The following is a 20,440-nucleotide window of genomic DNA, read 5'->3' as shown; positions in this document are numbered from 1 at the left end:
TCGCAAGCGCGCTAGGCCATGACGATCCATTCTGTTACGGACAAAGGCGGGGCGCGGTCTTTTCGCAATCGGACCGCCTGATTGTACAGGGAGGTTTTAGTACGATGATGAAGCAGTTGCTCGGCGCCGCCGGGGCGATGGCACTCTGCGTGGGCGCCGTTCCCGCGCTCGCCCAAAGCAAGCCGACCAAGACCCAGCGCACGCAGGAACAGGCCGTGCAGGACGTGCCGCACTGTGCACGCAAGCTGGGCACGCTGTCGATCGTCGACGGCGACGATCCCCGCGGCTGGACGCAGTATTCGCTGGCCCCGCCGCAGAAGCTGCTGAAGGTGCTGGTTCAGCGTTCGGGCTGCTTCAATCTCGTCGATCGCGGCTCGGGCCTGCAGGCGGCGCAGCTGGAGCGCAACATCGGCGGCGATCTCGGCCATCAGCGCGGCGCGAATGTCGGCCAGGGCCAGATCAAGGCGGCGGACTATGTCCTCGTCGCCGAAGTGCAGGCCTCGAACCGCAACGCGGCGGGCAGCGGCATTGCCGGTGCAGCCGGCGGCGTGCTGGGCGGCCCGATCGGCGGCCTGCTGGGCGGCATCAAGTCGCGCAAGATGGAGGCGAACACCGTCCTGTCGCTCACCAACGTCCGCACCACCGAGACGATCGCGACGCAGGAAGGCTATGCTTCGAAGAACAGCGTGAGCTGGGGTGCCGGCGGCGGTGTCGGCTTCATCGGCGGGGGCCTGGGCGCGGTCGGCGGCGGCTATGACAACACCGATATCGGCCGCATCGTGACGCTGGCGTTCATCGACGCCTATTCGAAGATGGTCAACGAACTGGGCCTCGTCCGCCCGGGCGACGAGGGCACCGCGCAGGCGGCCCCGACCAAGACCTTCACCGCCCAGGCGCCGGTGGCGATGCGCAGCATGCCCGCCGCGACCGGCAAGGTGATCCGCACGGTCCCGGTCGGCGCGATCCTCTACCCCACCGGCAAGAAGGACGGCCTGTGGTGGGAAGTGGCGGACGAGAACGACAATGTCGGCTGGGTGCTGAACACCAAGCTCTCCCCGTCGAACTGATCGGACGCAGCGAACAAAAAGGGCCGTCGCGGAGATCCCGCGGCGGCCCTTTTCTCTTGCCCGTCGCACCTCCCCGCCGAAGGGGGAGGTACAGCCGGTTCAGCTTACTTGAACTTGCCGCTCAGCGAGACGCCGAACACGCGCGGCTCGTTGAGCACGGCGGCACGGTAGTTCTCGATCACACCCTTCAGGTTCTTCTCGCCGGTCAGGTTACGGATGAAGCCCGCGACTTCCCAGGCGTCGTTCTCGGCGGTGTAGCCGATCTTCAGGCCGCCTTCGAAGTTGCCGTTCGCGGTGAACTCCTTGGTCTTGTACAGGACGAAATTGGTGTAGCCCTGCACGTTCCAGTCGGTCTGGAGGAACAGCTTGCCGCCGATGTCCATCGGGATGTCGTAGCGTGCGTTGATGTTGAAGTTATATTCCGGTGCGTTCGGCAGCGGGTTGCCGTCGATCTTGGTCAGGAACACCGGTGCGCCGAACAGGATCGTGGTGCGCGTCGGGGCCAACACGGTGCAGGCCAGCGCGCCCGCGAAGGCGCAGGTCTGCACCTCGACATTCTTGTCCTCGATCTTGCTGTGCAGCCAGCTCGCGCCGGCCTGAATCGAGAGGTTGCGCACCGGCCGCCAGTCGAAATCGGCCTCCACGCCGTAAGCCTTGGCCTTGTTGGCGTTGAGCAAGATACCGTTGCCGTTGATATCGTTGCCGTTCAGCTGGATGTCGTCGACCGTATAGTAGAAGCCCGACAGATTGGCGCGCAGCGTACGGCCGATCTGGCTCTTCACGCCCGCTTCCCACGACAGGATCTTCTCGGAATTGGCAGTCGAGAAGTCCGAGTTGAACACCGCCGAACGGCCCTGGATGGTCGGCCCGCGGAAGCCCTTGGCGACGCGTGCATAGATGCTCACGTCCGGATCGATCTCGTAGCGCGCGCTCAGATCCCAGCTCGGCTGCGTGTCCGAGAGGCGCGCATGGGTGCGCCCCTTGTAGCTGGACACGTTGTTCACATTGTTGGCCGTCTTCAGCAGATCGGTCGTCTTGGTATCTTCCGTGACGCGGCCGCCGGCGGTGATCGTCAGCTTCGGCGCGATTTCGTAGCTGACCTGCCCGAACACGGCCCAGCTGGTGTTCTGGTTGTGCAGCCGCACCCAGTTGTTGGGATTGTTGTTCGGCGCGCTCAGGAAATAGGCGCGCTGGTAGAATTCGGTGATGTCCCGCGCATCGAAGTACATCGCGCCGACCTGCCACTTCAGCGGGCCGGTGCCGCTGTTCGCGACGCGGAATTCCTCGGTCCACTGGTCGAGCCCCTTCACCCGGCCCAGCGACTCGCCATAGCCGGCGTTGCCGAAATCGGCGCCCGCGCCGCCATCGGTATCGCCGCGGCTATAGCCCGACAGCGTCTCGTAGCCGGTGATCGAGGTGAGCGTGACCGGGCCCAGATCCCAGTTGACGTGCACCGAGGCGCCTGCGGTCTTGTAGTTCTGGGGGTTGTCCGCACCTTCGTCCCAGCGCGCGCGGGTGAACTGCACGCCGGTGATCTGGTTCGAACCGAGCGGCAGCGCCGCGCGGCGGAACACGGTGGCCGTGCCGTCATACCAGCGGGAATGGCCGGAGACGAGGATCGACAGGTCTTCGCTGGGCGTGGCGAGCAGCTGCAGGCGCACGTCGCGCTCGTTGAAGCCGCCGGCAGCGTCCTTGCGGCCGACGCGGGTGCCGTCGGCGCTGGGGCCGGTGTAGCTGTTGTCGATATAATCGTCGCGGTGCTGATAGAGCCCGGAGATGCGGAAGGCGAGCTTGTCCTGGATGATCGGGCCGCCGACGCCGGCATCGACATTGACGCTGTTAAAGCTGCCATAGCTGACGGTGCCGCGGCCTTCGAACTGCTGCGAGGGGCGGACCGAATCGAACTTGATGATGCCCGCCGTGGTGTTGCGGCCGAACAGCGAGCCCTGGGGCCCACGCAGCACTTCGATCTGGTTCACGTCGAACACCGGGTTCGACTTCATCACGACATGCTCGAGGACGATGTCGTCCTGGATGATCGAGACCGGCTGCGAGGCACCGAGGTAGAAATCGGTGTTGCCGAGACCGCGGATATAGAAGCGTGGGAAGATGCGGCCGGTCGAGGATTCGACGTACAGGCCCGGCACCTTGCCCGAGAGCGCGAGCAGCGTGTCGTCGCCGCCGGCGGTGTAGTCGCGCGCCTGCGCGGCGGGCAGCACCGCCACCGAGAGCGGCACATCCTGCTGGTTTTCCGGGCGGCGCTCGGCGGTGACGACGATTTCGCTCAGGCCGTCATTCGCCTGCGTATCCTGGGCGAAGGCGAGATCGGACGTGAACAGCGCGCCAAGGGCGGCGCCGATCAGCAGGCTGCGCTTGTCGCGCGCGAGATTCAGCATTGGTTTTCCCCGAATGAATATCTTGGTCTTCTGTGCGGACGGCGCGCGAGCGTGCACCCCGGCATTGCGCCGGCTACCCTAACGACTTGTTTTGTAGTTCCCCGTTGCCGTCGGGGGCGGCGCTAGGCTCGGATTGTGAACTTCCTGTGACGGAATTCCGGCAGCTGCCGGTTCCTCAAGGCTGTTGCCCAAAAGCCGCGATTGCGGCGAGCGCGGCGGCGGTGCGCGCCTCCCCTTCCCCCTGGACCAGCACCCAGGGCACGCCGCGGCGCTCGAGTTCGGCGCGCGACAGATCGAAGAAGCGCTGCCGCGCCTCGCGGGTGCCGAACAACCGGGTGCCATCGGCTACCCAGGGCAGGTCGATGTCGAACAGCAGATAGCAATCCGCCGTGCCCTGCCACGCGTCGAACCACGGATCGCGCGTGCCGAACAGCATGTCCGCCCACACGGCGGTCATCAGCGGATCGGTATCGAGGATCAGCGGCGGCGCGGTCGTCTCCAGCATCATCCGGGTGCCGGCATCGTGAGTCTTGCCGATCTCGACCAGGTCGCGCATTGTGAAGTCGGTGCCACGCGCCTCGGCATATTCGCGGCCATATTCGTCGAGCACGGTGCCGCCCAGCGCCGCCGCCAGTCGCGCGGCGACCGTCGTCTTGCCCGTGCTCTCGGGGCCGTGGAGGCAGATGGTGCGGGGGTTCATGCGCGGGCCTTGGTCCAATCGATCGCTCCCCACACCGAAAGCGCGAGGAAAAGGCAATAGAGCCCTGCGGTCAGATGCAGTCCCTTCACCAGGAACAAGGGAATGGCAAGCAGGTCGACCGCGATCCACAGCGGCCAGCATTCCCAGGCGCGGCGCGACTGGAGGATCTGCGCGACGATGCTCAGCACCGCGATCGTGCCGTCCCACCACGGAAAGGCGGCATCGGTCAGCCGATGCATCAGCGCGCCCCAGCAGAGCGCGGCAAGCGCAGCACCTGCCGCCCAGCCGAGCCGCGCGCGGTTGCCGAGACGCACCACCGGCACGTCACCCACTTCCGCCTTGGCGCGACTCCAGTTCCACCAGCCATAGCCGTTAACGACGAAATAGAAGCCCTGGAGCAGCGCGTCGCTGTACAGCCGCGCGTGCAGGAAGATCCACGCGTAGAGCGTCACCATCGCCAGCGCGAAGGGATAGTTCCACAGGCTCCGCCGTACGACCAGCGCAACATTGGCGAGCCCCAGCAGGGTGGCGACGGCTTCGATCGGCGACATTGGTGGCGAGGCTTATCGGTCCGCCGGGGGGCGGTCGAGAGCGGGAAACGACGCAACGCGGAAAAAAATGCACGTCGCTACGTTTTTGCTGCAACGAACCGCTTGACGGCTCGGCCAACCCACCCTTATAGGCGCGCCTCCAAGCTCAAGCCGGTCTGCTCCCGAAAGCATCGTAGACCGGACTCCGTCGGGGAGTAGCTCAGCCTGGTAGAGCACTGTCTTCGGGAGGCAGGGGCCGGAGGTTCGAATCCTCTCTTCCCGACCATTTCTTGCATTGGGATACAGCGGGTGACCTTCGGGTCGCCCGCTACCCCTTTCCTCCTCCGCTGAAACGCCGCGCCGCGCGCCTCAGCCGCTTTCGAGCGGCATCAGGATCAGCGTGATCCGGTCATGGCCGACGGCGATGTCCAGCGTCTCGCCGGCCGTCACGTCGATCGGCGCGGGGAAGCTGTGCAGCACCTGCAGCCAGCCGCCGTCGTGATAGCCGTTCGGGTGGTTGTCGAAGGCCACGCCCTCCCACAGATCGATATGCATCCACTGCACGATGCCGATCGCGCGCCCGCTCGCGGTGACGGGAATGCGCAGGCGCGCCAGCGTCGCGTCATGCTTCTTCTCAGTCAGGTCCAGCCGCACCAGCTCCAGATCGTCGGACAGCCGCGTCCAGCCGGTCATCGTGCCGTGGATCGGCAGGCGCTGCGGCGCGAAGGCGGTGAAGGCCGAGAGGTCGAAGCCCGAGACGTCGCCGACAAAGGCATAGTCGGCGAGATTGTCGCTGGCGACCAGGCAGCCCACTGCCGTGGCGGCGCGCGGGATGACGATCGCGTCGGGCGCGAGGAGGCGGCGATGCGCGTCCTCGAAGGTATCGAGCACCTTCTCGGTCAGCAGGTCGCTCGACAGGATTTCGGAAACGAGGATGTCCGCCGGCGCATCCAGTTCGGCGCCGATGGCGAGTTCGGTCGAAGGCTTGGCGTGAACGGTGATGCGGTCCGCATAGCCGTTCTGCGCGACGATGGTCTGCGCCATCTCCGCAATCAGCGGCTCCATCTCGCAGGCGACGACCTTCCGCGCCCCCGCCCGCGCCGCCATCAGCGAGAGCAACCCGCTGCCCGCGCCGATGTCGAGCACCCGCGCATCCGGACCCGCAACCGCAAGCGCCGCCTTGATCGCCGCCTCGAACGCGTCGTTGCGCGGCGTGTCGTTCATCATCGGGATGTGCCAGAAGGGCACCGCACCCGAGCCCAGCCGCCGAACCTGGTGGCGCAGATGCAGATTATCCGGCTGGAGCGCGAGCGCGCGGCGGAACAGCCGCAGCGCTTCCAGATTGCGGCCCACATCGGCCAGCACCACCGCGAGGTTGCCCAGCGCGGTGGGGTTGTCCGGATCGAGCGCACAGGCACGCTCCAGCGGCGCGATGGCCTGATCGCTGCGGCCCAGCCAGTGGAGCGTCAGCCCCTTCTCGTGCAGCGCGACGGCGTGATCGGGTTCGATCGCGAGCAGCTCGTCCCAGGCGGCCAGCGCATCCTCGGGACGCGAGAGCCGCCCGAGCAGGCCAGCCAGCAGCGGCAGGATCTCCACCGAACGATAGCCATGCGCGAGCGCGCCGCGATAGCGCCGCTCGGCCGCCGCCAGGTCGCCCTGCTCGTGCAGCGCCATCGCCTCGGCGAGTGCGGTACGGGCCTCGGTCAGGCGATCGGGGGACTCGAGGTCGGTCACGGGAACATCCTTAAGATCTGGTTTCGATGCGGGTCGCTCGGGATAGGTGTTCGCGCGCCCGGGCGATAGTCCCGGGTTTGCTCCGCTCCGAAGCCCCTTCTCGAAGGAGGGGGGGGGGGTGAGAAAAGCGAAACGCCGCCGGCCTGGGGCCGACGGCGTCGCGCATTCCACCTTGCTACCAATCCGTCAGAACTGGACGCGGCCGCCCAGCGAGAAGACGAACGCCCGCGCATTGCGCAGCTGGCCTTGCGTCAGGATTGTCGAACCGGCCGCGATCGTCGCCTTGTCGATCGATGCATCGGCAAAGTCGACATAGTTGGCCGCGGCGTCGAGCACGATGTTCCGCGTGACCGCGTAGGAGCCGCCTGCGCCGAAATTCCAGCGATTGGAATCGGGCACGCGCGCATCGCGCTGGCCGTCCTGGGTCGGCGTGGTCGCCCGCTGCACGCCTGCGCGCAGAGTCAGCGCCTGCGAGACCATATAGTCGACGCCGCCGGCATAGCTCCAGCTCTCACGATAGTTCTCCGGGATCGCCTGGTTGAGCGGCGCACTGAGACGGATCGCGTCGAACTTGTCCCAGTTATAGTGCACCACCTGGCCGTTGAGGGTCAGCCTGTCGGTCGCGCGCCAGCGCAGGCCGGCAATCTCCTGGGCGGGCGTGTAGAAGTCCGCCTCGACGTTCGACAGCGCCACGTTGTTCCTCTGGAGCGGCCCGACCAGCCCGCTCACCGTCAGGTCGCCCTTCAGCTTGTGGCGGATGGCAGACTTGTAGCTGAAGCCCGCGGTCACGCGGTCGCTGTGCATCTGGAAACCGGCGCTCCAGCCCACATCCCAGCCGTCACCCTTCAGTTCCTGGCGACCATCGCCGAAACTTGCGGCGACGTTGGGCAGCGCGTTGCTGAGCGTGGCATCGGTATATTCGACATTCGCCGCCGCACCGACACGCAGCCAATCGGTCACCGAAACGGCGATCGAGGGCTGGATGTCGACGGTGCGCAGCCGGGTCTTGTCGGCGCTGTAGCGCGCCCAGCTGCTCGAGGAATAATCGGTGGTGAAGCTGTACGGCGACGTCACCGCCAGGCCGAGCGCGATGCGGTGGCCGAGCGGCAACGCGATCGCGCCCGAGGGCAGCACGCCGTTGTTGATCGGGTTGCGGCTGGTGCTGTCGCCGCCGATCGCGGTGAAGGGCTGGCCGCCCGGGCGCTGGATCCGCGTGCCGGTATCCACCACATCGCCGTGCGGCAGAATCGCCGCGGCGTTGAGATTGACTTCGGTCCGCTCGGCATCGGCGATTGCGGCGGGGTTCCACCACAGCGAGGCAGCGCCGGTATCGGCGACTTCGCCCGAAAAGGCGCGGCCGGCGCCGCGCGCCGACTGTTCCTGCAGGTAGAAGGCCTGGGCATGGGCGGCACCGGCAAAGCCGGCGCTGGCCGCCAGCGTGGTGCCGGCGGTGAGGAGGAGATGCAGTTTCTTCATGGTTTTTCTCACGCTACTGGGGTTGCGGACGGCGCCGTGGCGCGGCGTCAGCGAACCCGGGTCCAGGTCTGGGTACGGCAGAAGGGCTTGAACACGCAGCCGCGCATCTTGAGCTGGTCGGCACCCGCCAGGGTGATGTCGGCGGTGTAGGTCTTGCCGTCCTCGGCATTGTAGATCTTGCCGCCGCTCCAATTGCCGCCATCGGCAGTGAAGCCGCTCAGGATCTGCATCCCCTTCAGTGGACGGTTGCGCAGCTGCGCGTTCGAATTCTTGGTATCGCGCAGATCGGGATTGGTGCGCAGCGCATCCGAGGTGAGAATCCGCCCACAGATCGAAGGACCGCAGCGCTGGATCTCGACGATCGCATTGCGCGTCTGGGTCTTCCAGCGGCCTTCGACACCCTCTCCGGCTTGCGGTGCTGCTACCAGCATCGCGACAAGCAAACTTATATACATACTTGTTTTTCCATTATCGCATGTTCCCGCCACGGTTTACCCGCAGCGAGGACAGACCCGGCGCATGTTTACGTTCCAGCCTCTCCTGGGCCGGAACCATACCCGATCCTCAAAGTTCCGCAATAACGGCTGTGTTTCCGAAAATTTCAGCCCGCAATCAGGCGGTGCGGCGGCGATGCGCGATCCGCCGCGCGGTTTCGATCGGCGCGGCGAAAGAGGTGCCGGTGCCGGTCACCGCACGGCCGTCCGCCAGCGTGGTCGGCACGTCGACGCCGCGCTGCCAGACATAGAGATAGCCCTGCGCCTGCGGCTCGGGCCGGTTGGTGCCGGTCCAGGGCTGCCCGGCGGCGTCGAGCGCGCCGACCAGTACCGCGTTGGGAAAGCCCTGCCGCGCCATGGCAAGGTTGCCCGGGTGCGACAGGCCGTTGTTGCCCGCCGCGAGCACCACCACGATTCCGGCCGATGCGGCATCGTGGACGGCGGCGGTGATCGCGGGATCGTCGGCCAGCGCCAGCGAGATGTTGATCGCGTCCACCTTCAACTCGATCGCCTTGCGGATTGCAGCGACGATCGGCGCGGCGCTCGGCTGGCAGGGCGGGTTGGCGCCCGGTCGACAGCCGGCCGGATCGTCGATCCGCAGCGACACGATCGCCACCTCCCCCGCCGCCGCGCGGCTGAGGATGGTGGCGACCATCGTGCCATGGTCGTAGCGCGGGCGGAACGCGGGACGGTCAGCACCCGACATGTCATATTCGGCGATCAGCTTGCCATGAAGCTCGGGCGTTTCCGCCACCCCGCTGTCGATGATCGCGACGCGCGGCGCCGCCGCCGGCGAGCTTCCCGCAACCGCTGCGAACAATGCCATCCCCAGCAGGCCCATGCCCACCTCCGCCCAATCTTGCCCAACCTTTCGGCACGCTAGGCCGCAAGCGTTAACAAGGACTTCATCACGCCCCAGGGCTTGCACGTAGGTCGTGCGCATGCCACCGAGCCGAGAATCGGGGAGCGAAACCATGTCCAAGGCCACCCGCGCCACGCGGATGCTAGAAACGGCGAAGATCGCCTTCACCGTACACAGCTATGCCTATGACCCGGACGCCGACGCGATCGGCCTCCAGGCGGCCGAGGCGCTGGGCGAGCCGCCCGCGCGCGTGCTCAAGACGCTGATGGCCAAGGTCGACGGCAAGCCGGTGCTCGCGATCCTGCCCTCGGACCGGCAGGTGGCGATGAAGAAGCTCGCGGCGGCGCTAGGCGGCAAATCGGCCGAGATGATGAAGCCGGCGGACGCCGAACGCCTCTCCGGCTACAAGGTCGGCGGCATCAGCCCGTTCGGGCAGATGAAGGCGCTACCGGCGGTGATCGAGGAAACCGCTGTCAGCGAACCCTATGTCTTTATCAATGGCGGGCAACGCGGATTGCAGGTGCGGCTCGCCCCGCAGGACGCTGCGACGTTACTCGCCGCAACGGTAACCGGGATCATCGCCTGAGCGTCACAGCGGCTGCGCGTGCCGCGCGGTGTCCTGCAGCAGCGCGACGACATGTTCGAGCAGTGCCGGCCGCCCCTTGGGCCCCTGCACCACCGAGGCATGGACATAGGCGTGGACCTTCGCCCGCAGCCGCGCCTCGGCACGCAGCCGCATCCAGTCGCCCGCCGGACCGCCTCGCCCCAGCCCGCCCGCGATCGGCAGCCCCGTCGCGGCCCCGCGCACGAGGCCGGTGAGCGCGGCGCCACCCGCCGCAGCCCAGTCGCCCAGCTCCTCCATCATGTCGCGCATCAGATTGGCGTCGACCGGCATCGGCCGCCATTGGAGATGGTGGAAGGCGATCGGCGCCAGCGCGCGATCGGCCTCCTCGATCACCCGTCGCGCCAACGGATCGGCAACCTGGCGTACGACGGGCGCGATCCGCGTCGCGACGAAGCGGGTCTGCTCGATCAATCCGTCGCGCCAATCGGCCTGGGAGAGATCGGCATCGAAGCTCTCGACCAGGTCGGCTGCCGCCTGCTGCAGCACCGCGCGCGCCATCGCGACGTGCAGGTCGCGCCAGCGGCGGATCTCGCCGCGACCGAACCATCGCATCAGCACCATGGGGAACACGCTCGCATCATCGCGGTGATCAGACCAGAAAAGCCGGCCAATCTCAACGGCCCGTACCGAAGGCTGGCACGCCCGGCGGCACCGCGGCATTGCGCCAGCGCTCGACCGGCACCGTTTCCAGCTTGCCTTCCTTGGTCCGGCGCCGCTGGATCAGCGTCGCCTCCTGCTGCACGGTGCCGCCGATCCGGGCGCGGGTGCGCACCCAGAAGCTGCTCGACTTGAACGAGGTGCCCCAGGGCAGGGTCGCATGCTGGTCGTCGAGATCCTTGAGCGTCAGGAAGCCCTGTCGCGCGCGCACCTGCACCAGCCGGCTGGCGACCAGCGGATCCTTGAACAGCATCGCCATCAGCTCGGGCTCGGCGGCGTTGAGGTTGATCGTGGTGACACTCGGCAGCGCGGTCACCACCTTCTCCAGCCGGTCCGCCACCTTGGGCTCCAGCCCGGCGAGCCGCAGCGGGCGAAGATCGGTCACCGGCCCCTGCAGGCGGACATATTGGATCGCCGCCACCACCTGTTCGGGCGGCATCCCGATCTCGTTGGCGATTTCCTGGAGCAGCACCACCGCGCCTGCCTCGCCGCTGCGCACCGAATTGATGTTGAACCGCCCCTCGGCATCGCCGATCGCGAGATCGAAGGTGCCGCCCTCGATCGGTGCGGCGGTGGCGGCGAGCTTGGCCCAGGGCTCGCGGGCATGATCGACATCGGGCGCGATCTCGCCGTCGCGGCGGAGCGCGACCAGCGCCGAAAGCTCGCCGCCGCGCACGATCGCCTGCGCCCGCGCCGCCTCGCGCATGCGCAGCCCCCGATCGAGCGCCAGTTCCTCGCGATCGATCATCAGCAGCACCAGCCCGCTGGCGATGGCGACGAACATCAGCACGTTGACCAGGATCATGCCGCGTTCGTCGTCGCGGACCGGCCGGCGGCTCATTGCGGCTGCTGCGTCTGTGCGCGGAACGGCAAGGTCACCACCCGGTGGAGCGCGACCGGCGTACCGCCCGGGCCCGCCGCCTCCACGTCGAGCGCGATCGCGCGCGGCCAGCGGGCCTTGGCTTCGTCGCTGTCGTTCAGCGGCCAGCGGTCGACCCAGGCGCCGTCCCAGAAGCGCCAGCGCGCACGGACCACGCCCGGCAGCAGCAGTTGCGGTGCGGGTGCCAGGCGAACCAGCGTGCCGCCGGCCACGCCATAGCGCACCGGCGTCGTAAGGCCGCCGGCTCCGGTCGCGCTGCGCACGAAGGACAGGCGGTCCGCCCCGCCCTGGATGGGGCCGCTTGCCACCTGGTCGAGATCGCTGGTCAGCACGAACATCGTCCGCTGGAGCGCCGCGAGCCGATCCAGTCGTGCCTCGGTGCGGCCATTGACCCGCAGGATGCCGTCGACCAGCGCCAGCCCCGCCACCGCGATCAGCGCGAACAGCCCCAGCGAGATCATCAACTCGATCAGCGTGAAGCCGGACTCGCCGGCTTCGGGCTGGTCGGTCACGATCCCGAACTCACCGCTACGCTGGCATAGCCGTCCCGCGAGGCGACCACGATCGCAAAGTCGCGCGCCACCGATCCGTCGGTGCGGAAGCGCACCGGCCCGGTAACGCCGTGGAAGCCCTTGGCGTCGACCAGCCCGTTCATGTTCAGCGCATTGGCCTCGCGCAGCTTGTTGGCGACGCCCGCCGCGTCATAGGCCAGCGCGGTGATCGTGCCCGGGTCGCCGCCATTCTTGGCCGCGAAGGCCTGGGCGAACGTAGCGAAGGCGCCCGGATCGGGGCAGGCCAGCCAGGCGCCGTCGAGCGCTTCCAGCGCGTCCGGCCGGTTGTCGAGCCCCTGCAGCGTGCCGAGCAACTGCACGCCGCTGCCCTTCAGCGCCCGCGCGGCGGCGAGCACGCCCTCGCCGCTTCCCGGGAGCAGCACCGCATCGGGCGCGTCGCCCGCCTGGGGCAGCGGCTCGCCCGGCTTCACCTGGAGGACGCGCAAGGAAAGACCGATCTCGCTCTCCATCCGCCCCGCAGCGAGGCTGGCAGCGGCGCACCAGGGCGAGCCGTCGTCGATCATCACCACCGATCGCACGCCGCGCGTCCGCGCATAGCGGAGCACCGCGCTGGTCACCTGCGCAGCAGTGATCCCGAAGATCCACACGCCCGGCTGGCGCAGCACCGAATCGTTGCTGAAAGCGATGACGGGCACCCGGTTCGCCACGGTGCTGCCGACGGCGGGCACTTCTGCGGCGCTGAGCGGCCCCAGGATCAGCGCGGGATGACGACGCAGCGCCTCGGCGGCGGCGCGCGCGGCGCCCTCCGCGGTGCCGCCGGTATCGAACGCCAGCACATAGTCGGCGTTTTCCGCAAGCAACGCGGCCTGCTGCATGCTACGGCCCAGCCCCGCTCGCGGTCCGTCGAGCGGGAGCAACAGGGCGACCGGACGCTTGTCCTTCTTCTCGCCCGCCCATGCGTTGGAGGATAGCGATGCCGCGGATAGGACGAGGCCCGAGGGCAACAGCCGCAGCAGGGACCGACGGTCCATTGCGAACTCCGGATTCAGCGAATGAGGCACGGCGGCGTCTTATCCTCTTCGCCGGCTTGGGCATAGGGGCCTATGCGCTGGCGATGCTGGCCACCGCACCGGCGAGCCTGCTCGTCCGAAACGTGCCCTGGCGCAGCGGCGTGGCGGGGACGATCTGGAACGGCGAAGTGGGCGTGGCCGGGGGCAGCAAGCTCGAATGGCAGCTCGCCCCCCTCCGCTCGCTGACCAGCCTGGGGCTGGCGGCGGACTGGAAGGCGAGCGGACCGGATACCGATCTCGGCGGCCGCGCGCTGGTGCATCTGGGCGGGCGCACGGTGCTGGACCACGTCAGCGGCGCGGCGGATGCCAGCATGCTCCAGGCGATCCAGCCCGACCTGCCCTTCACCTGCCAGCTGGTGATGCAGGTGGAGATGGCGCGGATCGCAGTGCGTGGCGGCAGCCAGATGATGGATGGCAAGGTGACCACCGACCCGGGCAGCTGCCGCCCCAAGGCCGGCGGCGGATCGACCGCGGTGCCGGCGCTGCTGCTGACCGCCGAGCATGTCGGCCCGCGCACGACGATCCGCCTGACCCCCGCGACGCAGCGGCGGCAGGTGTTGATGGACGCAGTGCTGGGCGAGGACGGGATGCTCGACCTGGGGATGAGCAAGGACGGCGCCGCAGCGCTGCCGTTCGTAGGCCTGCCCGGTGGAGCACGGATTCAGGGAAAGATGTGACCTAAAAGCCCTCTCCCGGAGGCGGGAGAGGGCTTTTGCGGGCTTTTACACCCCCACTAGATTGTTCAGGTTGATGATCGGCAGCAGGATGGCGAGCACCATCAGCAGCACCAGCCCGCCCATCACCAGCAGCACCAGCGGCTCGACCAGCGCGACCAGCGTGGAGACCAGCGCATCCAGCTCGCGCTCCAGTTCGCCCGAAGCGCGGCCGAGCGCCGGCGCGAGTTTGCCCGAGCTTTCGCCCGAGGCAACGATTGCGACCAGCATCGAGGGGAAGATCTCCGCCTCCTGCATCGCGGCGCGCAGGCTGACCCCCTCGCGCACCCGCATCGCCACCCCCATCGCCTTTTCGCGGACGAAATGGTTGGGCGTCACCGCCGCGGCGGCATGCAGCGCCTCGACCAGCGGCACCGCGCTCCCTACCAGCGTCGCCAGGCTGCCGGCGAAACGCGCGGCGTTCATCTGGCGGCTGAAGCGGCGGAACGGCCGGCGCTCGGCGAAGAAGCGGTGGACGCGCAATCGGTTGGCCGGCACCCGCAGCCAGCGCCCGAACCCGATAATGCCGAGGCCTATCGCGATCAGCAGATACAGTCCGAAGCCTTGCAGGAAGGCGCTGATCGCGATCAGCGCGCGGGTCAGCAGCGGCAGGTCGGCGCCGCGCGACACGAACACCTTCACGATGTCCGGCACGACATACACCATCAGCAACACCATCATCCCGAACGACACCAGCGCCAGCAGCGCCGGGTAGAGCAGCGCGAGCTGGAGCTTCTGGCCGTTGGCCTGGCGGTTGTCGACGAACTCGGCGAGGTGGTTGAGCACGTCGGTCAGCCGGCCCGAGGCTTCGCCCGCCGCCACCGAGGCGCGGTAGAATTCGGGGAAGGCCTTGGGATGCTGCGCCAGCGCGGCCGCGAAGCTGCGCCCGTCGAGGATCGCGCCGCGCACGTCGAGCAGCAGCGAGCTTACCGCCGGTTGTTCGGACTGGGTGGCGACGAGGCGCAACGCCTCTTCGATCGCGATGTCCGAGCCGACCAGCGTGGAGATCTGCCGGGTGACGGTGGCGAGCGCGCGCGCGCTCACCCCGCTGCGGCCGAAGCGCGGCAGGGTGATCGACCCGATCGAACGGCCGCGCTCGGCGGCGGGTTCGACCGAAAGCGGCAGCAGGGCCTGCTCCCGCAGCAACGCGCGGGCGGCGGCGGGGCTGGAGGCTTCGATCACGCCGCGCTTGGCGGCACCGGTGCGGTCGGCCGCGCGATAGGCGAAGGCGGGCATTCAGATCCTCCCCTGCAAGGGGAGGGGGACCGCGCCGAAGGCGTGGTGGAGGGGTGTCCCGGCCGCAATCGAGGGACCATGTCCCGAGCGGTGACACCCCTCCGTCGCGCTGGCGCGCGCCACCTCCCCTTGCAGGGGAGGATTGAAAATTGGCCTCACGCCTCGTCCCTCACGACGCGGGCGACTTCCTCCACCGTGGTCACCCCGGCCTGGAGCTTGGCCACGCCGTCATCGAGCAGGCTGGGGTTGTCGGCCCGCGCATGGCGTTCGATCTCGGCCTCGCTGGCGCCGTCATGGATCAGCTTCTGGAAGGCGTCGTCGATCGCGACGACCTCGTACAGCCCTGCGCGGCCGCGATAGCCTTCGTCGTGGCACTGGTCGCAGCCGACCGCGCGCCACACCGGCGCCCCCACCGGCACCGCGCCGCCGAGCAGCACCGAATCCGCTGGGCTTGCTACATCCTCGCGTCGGCAGGTCGGGCAGAGCCGCCGCACCAGCCGCTGGGCGCACAGCCCGACCACCATGGGTGCGAGCAGATAGCGCTCCACCCCCATGTCGATCAGCCGGGTCACCGAACCGACCGCGCTGTTGGTGTGCAGCGTCGACAGCACGAAATGCCCGGTCATCGCCGAGCGGACCGCTACCTGTGCGGTCTCCTGGTCGCGGATTTCGCCGACCATGATCACGTCGGGGTCCTGGCGCAGGATCGCGCGCAGCCCGCGGGCGAAGGTCATGTCGGTGCGGGGGTTTACCTGGGTCTGCGCGACGCCCGGCAGCTCATATTCGATCGGGTCCTCGACCGTCATCACGTTGCGCTTGCGATCGTTCAGTCGCGTAAGCGCGGTGTAGAGCGTCGTCGTCTTGCCCGAACCGGTCGGCCCGGTGACCAGCAGGATGCCATGCGGTCGTTCGAGCAGCCGGCCGAACACTGCCTGATCGCGATCGCTCATGCCGAGGCCGGACAGGTCGAGCTTCAGCGAGCCCTTTTCGAGCAGACGCAGCACCACCCGCTCGCCATGCTGGGTCGGGATGGTCGAGACGCGCGCGTCGACATCGTGCCCGCCGATGCGCAGCGTCACGCGCCCATCCTGCGGCACGCGCCGCTCGGCGATGTCGAGCTTGGCCATCACCTTGATGCGGCTGACCAGCAGCGGCGCCAGCGCGCGCGGCGGCTCGATCATGTCGCGCAGCACGCCGTCCACGCGGAAACGGACGACGAGCCGCTTCTCCTGCGTCTCGACATGCACGTCCGAGGCGCCTTCCTTCACCGCCTCCATCAGCAATGCGTTGATCAGGCGGATGACCGGTGCATCGTCGCGGGTGTCGAGCAGGTCGTCGACGCTCGCCGCGCTGTCGGCCAGCGCGGCCAGGTCCATGTCGCCGAGGTCGATATCGGCGGCAGCACCCCCTGCCCCGCCATAGGCCTCACCCAGCGCGGTATCGAAGGCCGCGCCTTCCAGCCGGACGAAGCGCGCGCCGGGTGCCAGCCGCTGCACTTCGAGCAGCCCGTCGAGCGGCGCATCGGCGCGATGGACGCATTCTATCCCCTGCGGCGTCTCGCGCAGCAGCACGCCGTGGCGGCGCGCGAAGCTGTAGGGCAAGGTCGGCATTTCGAGGATCATTGGGCGAGCTCCACGGTGCCGGATACATGGCCCGGCACACCAAGTCGCTGCAGGGTGACGCTGCGGATTCGCAAGTCACTGGTCGTGGTCACGTCGGCCAGCCAGTGGACCAGCGAGTCATAGCTCGCATCGGCCACGCTCGCGCGCACGCCGCCCGCGATCGGGGCGGTGGTCAGCGCGACGCCGAACGCGCCGGCGGACTGGGTGGCGATCACCTCGGGCGCGCCGGTGCGCCGCTGCGGCTTGACCGAGCTGAGCGACCCCGCCGCGCGGATGCGGGCGTTGAGCGTCTCATAGGTGCGGATATCGGCGAGCGCCGAAGCGCGGGCGCCCTGGATCGGCTTCACCACCCCGTACACCAGCACGATCACCGCGAGGAAGGCGGCGAGACCCGCCAGCATCGTCCGCTCGCGCGGGCTGCGCGCCTGCCACCAGCCATGGGTGCGGGACAGGCCGGTGTCGAGCGTCGGCAGCTGGGTGCGGAGGAAATCGCTCATGCCGCGCTCGCCGTAATACGGATCGAGCCGTCTGGCGAGGCCGTCGCCTGCCCCTGGATGCGGCCGGCCCGCAGCGCCTCGGCGATCCGCGCGGCGAGATCGGGCGCGCCGGGATCGCACTCCATCGTCAGCACGCTGCCCTCATAGCGCACCGCCCGCACCGCGATGCTGCCCGCCAGCGGATTGAGCGCGGACGACAGCCGCGCCAGCAGCGGCACGAAGCGATCGGGCGCACGGCTCGCGCCGGTCGGCAGCAGATCGGTGACCTTGGCCTCGAGATCGCCGGTAAGATCGCTACCGGGCGCTGCCAAGGTGACCAGCGCACGCGTTTCCGCCGCCCGACGGTCGGCGATAACCCGGAGCATGATCGCATCGCCGCCCGCGATCAGGACATGCGCCGCCGCGCCGATGCCGAGGATCCAGCCCAGCCGCCGCCAGCCGCTGGACCCGCGCTCGCGTCGCGTAGCGAACATGCCCTGGCGCAGGTCGAGCTCGGCCACCGCCACGTCGGCGCGGGCCTCGTCGTCGCGCAGATCGGGAATCGTGGCATGCGCCTCGACGTCACCGCCCAGCGGTTCGCCCAGATGGTGGATGCGCGGCCGCCCGGCCGCTTCCCAGGCCGAGCCGAGCAGCCCGACCGGCAAGGCAAAGCCGGTCCCGTCCGCCGCCAGCACCAGCGCCCGGCCGTCGCGCACTTCCACGGCCCATCCCTCAACCGGGCGCGGGAGCAGCAGCACGTCGGGCACCATCGGCGCGGCACCCAGGCTGTTCGCCTCCGCCAGCGCGACCCACTCGGCCATGGTTTCGGCGCGCACAACGCCGACCAGATAGCGATGCGGTGCATCGCTCGGCGCCGTCCGCGCGCCGAGCGCGAGATGGAGCGAGTCGATCGGCTCGGCGACCTGGTCCTCGATCGCGAAGGGCAGCGCCGCCAGTCGCCTAGCGCGATTCGGCAACGGCAGGTCGATGGCGAGCAGCCGCACGCGCTCGGTCGGCACGAGGATGGTTGCGGGCCCCTCGGCGGAGACTATGATCAGGCGGTCGCCCGCCAGCGTCCACACACCCCCGGCGTGCGGCGGCGGCAGGTCCGGCGTTCGGGCGCCGTGTGTCACAGAAGCTTCATGGGTGGGACGCATGAGGCAGGGATGCGCATAAGTTTGAAACCATTTTGTGACATCGCATCGCAGCGCGCCCCGCGCAAGCTCTTGCCAGTAGGCGAGCACGAAGCCGGGCTGACGCTGATCGAGATGCTCATCGTTCTCGTGATCATCGCCGTGGTCGCGGGCCTCATCACCGCCAACGTGATCAACCGCCCGGACGAGGCGCGGGTGACCACCACCAAGGGCAGCATCTCCAGCATCGAAGGCGCGCTGAAGATGTATCGCCTCGACAATGGCGACTATCCCACCACCGACCAGGGCCTGAAGGCGCTGGTCGAAAAGCCCACCATCCCGCCGGTGCCGGCGAACTGGGCGCAGGGCGGTTATCTCTCCGCGCCGCCGCTCGACGCTTGGGGCAAGCCGTACGAGTACAAGTCCGAAGGCGGCGGCTTCACGATCCGCTCGTTCGGCAAGGACGGCAAGCCGGGCGGCGAAGGCGTCGACGCCGACATCGAAGGCAAGGGCTGATGCCAGCCGGGGGGGCGTTCTACGTTCCCCTCCCGCTTGCGGGAGGGGCTAGGGGAGGGGCTGAAACTTCACAGCGCTTCTTCCACGTCGTTCCCTCCCCCGCCCCCTCCCGCAAGCGGGAGGGGAGTTTTACCGTGGTGCCCGGCCAAACCGGCATGACGCTGATCGAGATGCTGATCGTCCTCGCGATCATCGGCGTCGCCGCCGGCGCGGTGACGCTGGGGATCGGCGCCGCAACGCGCAAGCCGAGCGTTGAAAGCGAAGCACGCCGCCTCGCCTCGCGGCTGCAGGCAGCGGCCGACGACGCGATGCTGGGCGACAGGCTGGTCGCCTTCACCGCCGAGAAGCACGGCTATGGCTTTGCGACGATGGGTGCCAACGGCCGGATGGCCGCGCGCACCGACGGCGCGCTGGCGCCGCATACCCTGCCGGGCGGTATCACGCTGACGCTCGACACCCGCCCGCCGGTGTTCCTCGGCGTCGACGGATCGGGCAAGCCGATGGCCGCGTCGATCGACAATGGCAGCCAGCGCTGGCTAGTCCGCTATGACGGGCTAACCGCCACCGCCTTGCCCGCGCCGATGACGCCACCGGGGACCACGCGATGAGCGACGACCGCGGCTTCTCGCTGATCGAGGCGCTGGTGGCGCTGGCGGTGCTGGCCATCGCCACGGTGGGGCTGATGCGCACGGTGCAGACGCATATCGATTCCACCCGCGGGGTCGAGCGTCGCGCCGCGGCGATGTGGGTGGCCGAGAACCGCCTCGCCGAGCTGGAAGCCGGAATCGCCGGGGAACCGCAGGTGGAGATGCTGGGCGAACGCTGGCGGATCGCGGTCGACCGGCGCAGCACCGACGACCCCGAAATCCTCCGCATCCGCATCAACGTGTTTCCGCTGGCCGAGAAGACGCCGCTTGCATCGCTCGACGGCTTCGTGGACGGACGCACGGGATGACCCGCCTCGCCCTCACGCCGCGCCAGACCCGCACCGCGCTCGACCTGCTGACCGGCGCGATGGTCGTCTCGGTCGCCGTCGCGCTTGCCGGCCTTACCTGGCGGATCGCGGGCCATGCCGGCACCGGCGCGATCACCCTGCCTTCCGGCCGCAGCGGCCCCGCCGTCGCGCCGGACATGGCGCCCGCCATCGCGCTCGCGCCGTTCGGCAAGCCGGTGGTGGTCGACGCCCCCCAGCCGACCTCGCTGCCGCTGGAGCTGAAGGGGATCGTCGCGGCGATCCCGGCCGAGCTTTCCACCGCGTTCATCGCGGTGAGTGGCGCACCGGCCACCGGCTTCCGCGTCGGCCAGCAGGTGAACGGCGCCACCATCGCCGCGATCCAGCGCGACCGGGTGCTGTTCGACAATGGCGGCCGCCGCGAATTCCTTGCCTTTCCCGATCCCAGCCTGTCGCCCGAGCAACGCCAGGCAGCCGCCGCTGCGCCGCCGGGTGCGGCGCCCGTTCCCGGTGCTCCGCCCGCCGCCCCGCCGCCGGCACTGCCCGGCAACAGCGCCGCCGCGCTGCAGAAGCTGGGCGCTACCCAGACCGCCGAAGGCGTCCGGATCGGCACGAACGGGCCGCCGGGGATGCAGCCGGGCGATGTGATCACCTCGGTCAACGGCACCCCGATGACCGACAGCCAGGCGGCCAATGCCGCCTTCGCCGCCGCGCAGGCCGCCGGCTCGGCCCAGATCCAGATATTGCGCGACGGGCGGCGGATCTCGCTCACCGTCCCGCTGCGCTAGA

General features: G+C 68.9%; 22 protein-coding genes and 1 tRNA gene. 8 read left to right on the top strand and 15 right to left on the bottom strand.

Translation table 11 applies throughout. The features are described 5' to 3' along the window. Positions 1-104 precede the first annotated feature (104 nt). Positions 105-1,067 (top strand): CsgG/HfaB family protein, encoded by a 963-nt coding sequence (locus ACTJKY_RS10770; RefSeq protein ID WP_440845988.1) that lies wholly within the window; start codon positions 105-107, stop codon positions 1,065-1,067. A gap of 104 nt (positions 1,068-1,171) precedes the next feature. On the opposite strand, the gene ACTJKY_RS10765 is transcribed toward ACTJKY_RS10770, so the two are convergent. The 3 genes from ACTJKY_RS10765 to pnuC form a co-directional block, all read right to left on the bottom strand. Further along, on the bottom strand, positions 1,172-3,463 hold the full coding sequence (locus tag ACTJKY_RS10765) for a TonB-dependent receptor (protein ID WP_440845987.1): 2,292 nt from the start codon (positions 3,461-3,463) through the stop codon (positions 1,172-1,174). Between the two features lie 175 nt (positions 3,464-3,638). After that, the gene (locus tag ACTJKY_RS10760; protein WP_440845986.1) at positions 3,639-4,163 is read right to left on the bottom strand and encodes an AAA family ATPase; all 525 of its coding nucleotides are present in this window, start codon (positions 4,161-4,163) and stop codon (positions 3,639-3,641) included. Then, positions 4,160-4,714: a nicotinamide riboside transporter PnuC gene (pnuC, locus tag ACTJKY_RS10755; RefSeq protein WP_440845985.1), complete on the bottom strand. Its 555-nt coding sequence runs from the start codon at positions 4,712-4,714 to the stop codon at positions 4,160-4,162. Before pnuC ends, ACTJKY_RS10760 begins: the two co-directional genes overlap by 4 nt. Before the next feature lie 188 nt (positions 4,715-4,902). Between pnuC and ACTJKY_RS10750 the strand changes: the two genes are divergently transcribed. Continuing rightward, a tRNA-Pro gene (locus tag ACTJKY_RS10750) sits at positions 4,903-4,979 on the top strand. 83 nt (positions 4,980-5,062) lie between these two features. Here the strand turns inward: ACTJKY_RS10750 and ACTJKY_RS10745 are convergent. The 4 genes from ACTJKY_RS10745 to ACTJKY_RS10730 form a co-directional block, all read right to left on the bottom strand. Then, entirely contained in the window at positions 5,063-6,427 is a 1,365-nt protein-coding gene (locus tag ACTJKY_RS10745; protein ID WP_440845984.1) for a tetratricopeptide repeat protein, read from the bottom strand. 186 nt (positions 6,428-6,613) lie between these two features. Beyond that, on the bottom strand, positions 6,614-7,903 hold the full coding sequence (locus tag ACTJKY_RS10740; RefSeq protein WP_440845983.1) for an OmpP1/FadL family transporter: 1,290 nt from the start codon (positions 7,901-7,903) through the stop codon (positions 6,614-6,616). Positions 7,904-7,950: 47 nt separating this feature from the next. Further along, positions 7,951-8,358, bottom strand: coding sequence for a DUF2147 domain-containing protein (locus ACTJKY_RS10735; RefSeq protein WP_440845981.1), 408 nt, complete (start codon positions 8,356-8,358; stop codon positions 7,951-7,953). Between the two features lie 157 nt (positions 8,359-8,515). After that, positions 8,516-9,238 carry a S8 family peptidase gene (locus tag ACTJKY_RS10730; RefSeq protein ID WP_440845980.1) on the bottom strand — a complete coding sequence of 241 codons (723 nt, stop codon included), beginning with the start codon at positions 9,236-9,238 and terminating at the stop codon, positions 8,516-8,518. 133 nt (positions 9,239-9,371) lie between these two features. Here ACTJKY_RS10730 and ybaK point away from each other — a divergent pair, with 133 nt between their 5' ends. Next, positions 9,372-9,845 (top strand): Cys-tRNA(Pro) deacylase, encoded by a 474-nt coding sequence (gene ybaK / locus ACTJKY_RS10725; protein WP_440845978.1) that lies wholly within the window; start codon positions 9,372-9,374, stop codon positions 9,843-9,845. A gap of 3 nt (positions 9,846-9,848) precedes the next feature. Here ybaK and ACTJKY_RS10720 read toward each other — a convergent pair whose 3' ends face one another. From ACTJKY_RS10720 to ACTJKY_RS10705, 4 genes are read right to left on the bottom strand one after another with little or no spacing between them, the layout of a single operon-like run. Next, on the bottom strand, positions 9,849-10,445 hold the full coding sequence (locus ACTJKY_RS10720; protein WP_440845976.1) for a hypothetical protein: 597 nt from the start codon (positions 10,443-10,445) through the stop codon (positions 9,849-9,851). A 52-nt stretch (positions 10,446-10,497) separates the two neighbouring features. Further along, a complete protein-coding gene (locus ACTJKY_RS10715; protein WP_440845975.1) occupies positions 10,498-11,382 on the bottom strand; it encodes a general secretion pathway protein GspK in 885 nt (294 codons plus the stop codon). Further along, positions 11,379-11,933, bottom strand: a complete 555-nt coding sequence (locus tag ACTJKY_RS10710; RefSeq protein WP_440845974.1) for a PulJ/GspJ family protein — start codon at positions 11,931-11,933, stop codon at positions 11,379-11,381. Before ACTJKY_RS10710 ends, ACTJKY_RS10715 begins: the two co-directional genes overlap by 4 nt. Beyond that, complete coding sequence (locus ACTJKY_RS10705; RefSeq protein ID WP_440845972.1) at positions 11,930-12,964, bottom strand: ABC transporter substrate-binding protein; 1,035 nt, start codon at positions 12,962-12,964, stop codon at positions 11,930-11,932. Before ACTJKY_RS10705 ends, ACTJKY_RS10710 begins: the two co-directional genes overlap by 4 nt. A gap of 56 nt (positions 12,965-13,020) precedes the next feature. Between ACTJKY_RS10705 and ACTJKY_RS10700 the strand changes: the two genes are divergently transcribed. Further along, positions 13,021-13,680 (top strand): hypothetical protein, encoded by a 660-nt coding sequence (locus ACTJKY_RS10700; protein WP_440845971.1) that lies wholly within the window; start codon positions 13,021-13,023, stop codon positions 13,678-13,680. Between the two features lie 45 nt (positions 13,681-13,725). Here the strand turns inward: ACTJKY_RS10700 and ACTJKY_RS10695 are convergent, their stop codons facing one another. The 4 genes from ACTJKY_RS10695 to gspL all read right to left on the bottom strand — a co-directional run bounded on the left by ACTJKY_RS10695 (position 13,726) and on the right by gspL (position 18,183). Then, positions 13,726-14,952 carry a type II secretion system F family protein gene (locus ACTJKY_RS10695; protein ID WP_440845970.1) on the bottom strand — a complete coding sequence of 409 codons (1,227 nt, stop codon included), beginning with the start codon at positions 14,950-14,952 and terminating at the stop codon, positions 13,726-13,728. 155 nt (positions 14,953-15,107) lie between these two features. After that, positions 15,108-16,574, bottom strand: coding sequence for a type II secretion system ATPase GspE (gspE, locus tag ACTJKY_RS10690; RefSeq protein ID WP_440845969.1), 1,467 nt, complete (start codon positions 16,572-16,574; stop codon positions 15,108-15,110). Further along, positions 16,571-17,071, bottom strand: a complete 501-nt coding sequence (gspM, locus tag ACTJKY_RS10685) for a type II secretion system protein GspM (protein WP_440845968.1) — start codon at positions 17,069-17,071, stop codon at positions 16,571-16,573. The genes gspE and gspM overlap by 4 nt, the downstream gene beginning before the upstream one ends. Next, positions 17,068-18,183: a type II secretion system protein GspL gene (gene gspL / locus ACTJKY_RS10680; protein WP_440845967.1), complete on the bottom strand. Its 1,116-nt coding sequence runs from the start codon at positions 18,181-18,183 to the stop codon at positions 17,068-17,070. The genes gspM and gspL overlap by 4 nt, the downstream gene beginning before the upstream one ends. Positions 18,184-18,276: 93 nt before the next feature. Between gspL and gspG the strand changes: the two genes are divergently transcribed. From gspG to ACTJKY_RS10660, 4 genes are all read left to right on the top strand, one after another. After that, positions 18,277-18,699 (top strand): type II secretion system major pseudopilin GspG, encoded by a 423-nt coding sequence (gene gspG / locus ACTJKY_RS10675; RefSeq protein ID WP_440845966.1) that lies wholly within the window; start codon positions 18,277-18,279, stop codon positions 18,697-18,699. A gap of 134 nt (positions 18,700-18,833) precedes the next feature. Next, on the top strand, positions 18,834-19,307 hold the full coding sequence (locus tag ACTJKY_RS10670; protein ID WP_440845965.1) for a prepilin-type N-terminal cleavage/methylation domain-containing protein: 474 nt from the start codon (positions 18,834-18,836) through the stop codon (positions 19,305-19,307). Further along, positions 19,304-19,654: a type II secretion system minor pseudopilin GspI gene (gspI, locus tag ACTJKY_RS10665; protein WP_440845964.1), complete on the top strand. Its 351-nt coding sequence runs from the start codon at positions 19,304-19,306 to the stop codon at positions 19,652-19,654. The genes ACTJKY_RS10670 and gspI overlap by 4 nt, the downstream gene beginning before the upstream one ends. Then, positions 19,651-20,439 (top strand): type II secretion system protein N, encoded by a 789-nt coding sequence (locus ACTJKY_RS10660; protein ID WP_440845963.1) that lies wholly within the window; start codon positions 19,651-19,653, stop codon positions 20,437-20,439. The genes gspI and ACTJKY_RS10660 overlap by 4 nt, the downstream gene beginning before the upstream one ends. The last annotated feature ends 1 nt before the right edge of the window (position 20,440 follow it).

It is taken from the genome of Sphingomonas sp. 22176 (genome assembly GCF_052045505.1).
Taxonomy (GTDB): domain Bacteria; phylum Pseudomonadota; class Alphaproteobacteria; order Sphingomonadales; family Sphingomonadaceae; genus Sphingomonas.
The sequence above is the reverse complement of the archived record's forward strand: the minus strand, read 5'-3'. Positions and strand labels throughout refer to the sequence as shown.